This window comes from Micromonospora alfalfae, assembly GCF_022230925.1.
GTDB classification, from domain to species: Bacteria; Actinomycetota; Actinomycetes; order Mycobacteriales; family Micromonosporaceae; genus Micromonospora; species Micromonospora alfalfae.
In genome coordinates this window covers 1-5,067 of sequence record NZ_JAKKFH010000053.1, presented here as the reverse complement: position 1 = coordinate 5,067, position 5,067 = coordinate 1, and the positions used below count along the sequence as shown (strand labels likewise).

The window sequence follows — 5,067 nt, the reverse complement described above, 5'->3', positions numbered from 1 at the left end:
GGGCGAATTCGCCCGGCGCCCGTTCTGTCGCCTGTGCTCTGCCGACATCGGTACGCCCGCCCCCTGGGGTGGGACGGGCGCACCGCCCCCGTCGGATGCCGTCACCGACAACTCGGAATGAGTGTGCGGCGCACCGCTGTCGATCCGCTCTCAGATCACTATCGCCTGACCGAGGCGGTCCGTTACCACCGGACTACTCTGCTGGAAGTTGCACCATTGACGCGGGAGAGCAGATGCGGTTCGGGATCCTGGGGCCCCTGCGGGTGGGCGGTGGCGAGTCCACTGTCACCGCCGGGCGCGACCGGATCGTGCTCGCCACGCTCTTGTTGCGGGCCGGCCGGCTCGTGCCGGTCGACGAGCTGGTCGACGCGGTGTGGGAGGACCGCCCGCCGGCCACCGCCCGGGCGCAGTTGCAGACCTGCGTGTCGCGGTTGCGCCGGCGCTTCACCGAACTCGGGCTGGCACCGGACCTCATCGTCACCGACCCGGCGGGGTACGGGGTGCGTACCGGAACGACCGACCTGGACGTCGAGGTCTTCACCCGGGGCGTGGAGGCTGCCCGAGCCGCCGCCACTGCCGGTCGCCTGGTCGACGCGCGTGCCGAATTCCGCGCCGCCCTGGCGTTGTGGCGTGGGCCGGCGTTGGGCGGAATCCCGAGCCGGAGCGTCCGCCGCCGTGCACAGGCACTCGACGAGCAGCGTCTCACCGCGCTGGAGGAATGCGTCGATGTGGAGCTGCGCCTCGGGCGGGCCGCCGAGCTGATCGGCGAACTCGCCGAGAGCGTCGACCAGCACCCGGTGCGGGAACGGCTGCGCGGACAACTGATGCTGGCACTGTCCGCGGTCGGGCGGCAGGCCGACGCGCTCGCGGTCTACCGGGAGGGCCGGCGGACCTACGCCGACGAGCTGGGCATCGAGCCGGGCGCCGAGTTGCAGGAGCTGCACCAGCGGGTGCTCGCCGGTGACCTGGCCCTGGCCGGTCGGGAAGCGCGGCCGTCCGCTCCGGTCCGCTCGCTGCCCCGCGCGATCGGCGACTTCACCGGCCGGCAGCAGACGATGGCCCGCCTGGTCAAGGAGGTGGAGGCCGGGGCCCGGATCCAGCTCATCGACGGCATGGCGGGCAGCGGGAAGACCACCCTCGCTGTGCATCTCGCCAGCACTCTCGCAGGCGACTATCCGGACGCCCAGCTCTACATCGACCTGCACGGGCACAGCGAGCGCACCCCGTTGACGCCGGCCGCGGCGGTCGCCACGCTCCTGCGGCAGCTCGGTGTGCCCGCCGAAAGGGTGCCGACGAGCCAGGACGACCGGTTGGCGCTCTGGCGTAGCGAACTTGCCGGTCGACGGGCCCTGCTGGTGCTCGACAACGCGGCGACCGCCGACCAGGTGACACCACTGCTGCCCAACGGCTCGCACTGCCTGATCCTGATCACCAGCCGCCGCCGGCTGGTAGGGGTGGATGAGGGGCGACCCTCGTCGCTGCCCGTGCTCGACAGCGACGAGGCGGTCGAGTTGCTCGGGCGGGTCGTCGGCGTGGCCCGGGTGGCGGCGGAGCCGGAGGCGGCCGCCGAGGTCGTCCGACGCTGCGGACACCTGCCGCTGGCCATCCGGCTGGCCGGCGCCCGGCTGGCACACCGGCCCCGTTGGCGAATCGCCGACCTGGCCGAGCGGTTGACCAGCCGACCGGATCCCCTGGCCGAGTTCGAGGTGGGCGAGCGGTCGGTCGGCCGCGCCTTCGCCCTGTCGTACGCCCAGGTGTCCCCTGTCGCGCAGCGCGCGTTCCGGTTGTTGGGCCTGCACCCGGGGGTGCGGTTCGACATCCCGGTGGCCGCCGCCCTCACCGGGCAGTCGCTTCCAAAGGCGCAGGACCGGCTCGACGAGCTGGTCGACGCGAACCTGGTCGAGGAGACGGAGCCCGGCCGCTACCGGTTGCACGACCTGGTGCGGGAGTACGCGCGGACGCTCGTCGCCGAGCCGGGGTGGGCGGGTGAACGGCGGGACGGCATCGAACGTCTGCTCGACCATCACCTGCACGTCGCCACGGTGATCGCCCGCAAGAGTGAGCTCTCCTCCAACTTCAGCCTGACGCTGCTGCCCGAGCCGGCGCGTCCCGATCTGGTCCTGCCCGTTGCCGAGCAGGGCCGAGGATGGTTCGACGACAACCTGGCCGCGATCACCGCCCTGGTCCGCCTGGCCGAAGCTGAGGGTTTCCGCCGGCACTGCTGGCAACTGGCGAGGGCCAGCTGGTACGCCCAGTTCGAGGGTGGCCACCTCGACGAGTTGATCGAGACGCATGTGGTTGGGCTGCGTATGGCCGAGGAACTTGGTACCGAGGAGGCGGTGGCGATGATGCTCAACTACCTCGCCTCGGCCCACTACCGGTTGGGCCGGTTCGGCGAGTCGAACCGGCTGATGGAGAGGGCGCTCGACGTCTACCGCCGGCTCGGGTTGCGGAGCGATGTACGCAACACCCTGGGTAACCTGGGCAACTCTTACGTCGCCAGTGGCGACTACCGCCGGGGTTGGGAGTGCCTGGAGGCATCCGCGGAGCTGGCCCGGCGGATGCAGGAGCAGGTGCCACTGGCCAACACCCTGAACAATCTTTCGGTGACCCTGCTGCTGTGGGGACGGTACGACGAGGCGCTGCGTACGTGTCGGCGGCACCTGGCGCTGGCTCGCGAGCTCGGCGACCCGCGCCAGATCGGCAACGCGTTGGGGCACCTGGGCATGATCCGCCACCGGTTGGGTGACGACGAGCCGGCGCGTCGGCTGCTGCGGTTTGCCCTACGCCTGAAGCGGAAGGCCGGCAATCGGTTTGGCGAAGGTGAGCTGCTGAACGAGATCGGTGTGCTGGAGCGCAACGCCGGACAGCCGGATCATGCCGCCGGGCTGCACCGGGAAGGGTTGGTGGCGATGGTCGACGCCGGCGACCGCATCGGCCAGTGCGCGTCCCGCAACCTGCTGGCCCGGGCAATCCTCGAACAGGGGGACGTGGCCAGCGCGCTCGACCTGCACCGTCGGGTGCTCGTCGACGCCAGCGGGCTCGGTGCCCGCTACGAGAAGGCCCGGGCGTTGGAGGGCATCGCCCGCTGCGTACGGGACACGGATCCGACGGCGGCCCGCGCACACCTGGAGCAGGCGTTGGCGCTGTTCCGGCAGGTCGAGTCGCCGGACCAGCGCGAGGTGGAACGGCTGCTCGCCGAGTTGGGCTGACGGATCATCTGCGAGTCGGCCACGGGCGCGGCAGGATGGTACGCGTGACGACTCCAGAGGCGACCGGTTACCGCATCGAACGCGACTCGATGGGCGAGGTGGAGGTGCCCGCCGAGGCGCTGTGGCGGGCGCAGACCCAGCGTGCGGTGCAGAATTTTCCCATCTCCGGCCGGGGCCTCGAACCGGCCCAGATCAAGGCCCTCGCCCAGATCAAGGGCGCGGCGGCCGAGGTCAACGGCGAGCTGGGCGTGATCGACGCCAACGTGGCCGCCGCCATCACCGCCGCCGCCGCCCACGTCGCCGACGGTGGCTACGACGACCAGTTCCCGGTGGACGTGTTCCAGACCGGCTCGGGCACGTCGTCGAACATGAACACCAACGAGGTGATCGCCACCCTGGCGAGCCGTGAGTTGGGCTCACCTGTGCATCCGAACGACCACGTGAACGCCTCCCAGTCGAGCAACGACGTCTTTCCGTCCTCGATCCACCTGGCGGCCACCCAGTTCATCGTGGAGGACCTGCTGCCGTCGCTGGCGCATCTGGCAGCCGCGCTGGAGGCCAAGGCGGCGGAGTTCGAGACGGTGGTCAAGGCTGGGCGTACGCACCTGATGGACGCCACACCGGTCACCCTCGGGCAGGAGTTCGGTGGGTACGCCGCCCAGGTTCGCTACGGGATCGAACGACTGGAGGGCGCGCTGCCCCGACTGGCCGAGCTGCCGTTGGGCGGCACCGCCGTGGGGACCGGGATCAACACCCCGCTCGGCTTCGCCGCCGCCGTGATCGACAAGCTGCGCGAGTCGACCGGGTTGCCGCTGAGCGAGGCGCGTAACCACTTCGAGGCGCAGGGCGCGCGGGACGCGCTGGTGGAAACCTCGGGGCAGTTGCGGACCGTGGCGATCGGCCTCTACAAGATCGCCAACGACATCCGCTGGATGGGCTCCGGACCCCGCGCCGGTCTGCGCGAGCTGCGCATCCCGGACCTCCAGCCCGGCTCGTCGATCATGCCGGGCAAGGTCAACCCGGTGGTCGCCGAGGCGATGCGGCAGGTCTGCGCCCAGGTGGTCGGCAACGACGCGACAGTCGGCTTCGCCGGCTCACAGGGCGACTTCGAGCTGAACGTGATGCTCCCGGTGATGGGCCGCAACCTGCTGGAGTCGATTCGGCTGCTCTCCGCGGTGAGCCGGCTCTTCGCCGACCGGCTGGTGGTCGGCCTGGTCGCGGACGCCGAGGTCTGCCTGGCGTACGCCGAGGGCTCACCGTCGATCGTCACCCCACTCAACCGCTACCTGGGGTACGACGAGGCCGCGTCCATCGCCAAGGAGGCGCTGGCAAAGCAGACCTCGATCCGCGAGGTGGTCATCTCCCGGGGTCACGTCGACTCCGGCAAGCTCACCGAGACCCAGCTCGACGAGACGTTGGACCTGCTTCGGATGACCCACCCCTGATCCGGAGCGCCCCGCTCAAAGCATCTGTCGCGGTCTCGCCCAGCCGAGGAAGCGGGTGAAGAGCGCCGCGGGCTCGGGGCCGTCGTGCGGGTTGAGCCGGTACAGGTCGACGGCGGCCTCGTGCAGAACCGCGCACAGGTAGACGCTCAACCCGATCCGATCGTGCGCGTACTCCTGACAAAGAGCGAGTCGGGCGACCGAGCACGGCCAGGGTGCGGCGCAGACCCGGCAGAGCCAGAGCGGACGCAGCGGCAGGTGCGGTCGGCTCGGTGTGGTGGCGCGGTCGGGCACTGTGGTCCGGGACATGGTGTTGCGGTCCTTTCGAGCTGACTCGTTTGTGGCATCACTCCGCGCCCCCGCGCCTTGCGCCCCTGCGCCTTGCGCCCCCGCGCCTTGCGCCCCTGCGCCTT

At 70.9% G+C, this 5,067-nt stretch carries 3 protein-coding genes; 2 read left to right on the top strand and 1 reads right to left on the bottom strand.

Annotated elements, in window-relative coordinates; genetic code table 11:
• The first annotated feature begins 233 nt into the window (after positions 1-233).
• Both MED01_RS31220 and MED01_RS31215 read left to right on the top strand, forming a co-directional pair.
• Complete coding sequence (locus MED01_RS31220) at positions 234-3,212, top strand: AfsR/SARP family transcriptional regulator (protein ID WP_238672053.1); 2,979 nt, start codon at positions 234-236, stop codon at positions 3,210-3,212.
• Positions 3,213-3,247: 35 nt separating this feature from the next.
• A complete protein-coding gene (locus MED01_RS31215) occupies positions 3,248-4,657 on the top strand; it encodes a class II fumarate hydratase (RefSeq protein ID WP_238672052.1) in 1,410 nt (469 codons plus the stop codon).
• Positions 4,658-4,672: 15 nt separating this feature from the next.
• Here MED01_RS31215 and MED01_RS31210 read toward each other — a convergent pair whose 3' ends face one another.
• Positions 4,673-4,963: a hypothetical protein gene (locus tag MED01_RS31210; RefSeq protein ID WP_238672051.1), complete on the bottom strand. Its 291-nt coding sequence runs from the start codon at positions 4,961-4,963 to the stop codon at positions 4,673-4,675.
• Positions 4,964-5,067 lie beyond the last annotated feature (104 nt).

Bases quoted from the DNA above. Each gene is read 5' to 3' on its own strand.
- MED01_RS31210 (WP_238672051.1), bottom strand. From the start codon at position 4,963: ATGTCCCGGACCACAGTGCCCGACCGCGCCACCACACCGAGCCGACCG.
- MED01_RS31220 (WP_238672053.1), top strand. From the start codon at position 234: ATGCGGTTCGGGATCCTGGGGCCCCTGCGGGTGGGCGGTGGCGAGTCC.
- MED01_RS31215 (WP_238672052.1), top strand. From the start codon at position 3,248: ATGGTACGCGTGACGACTCCAGAGGCGACCGGTTACCGCATCGAACGC.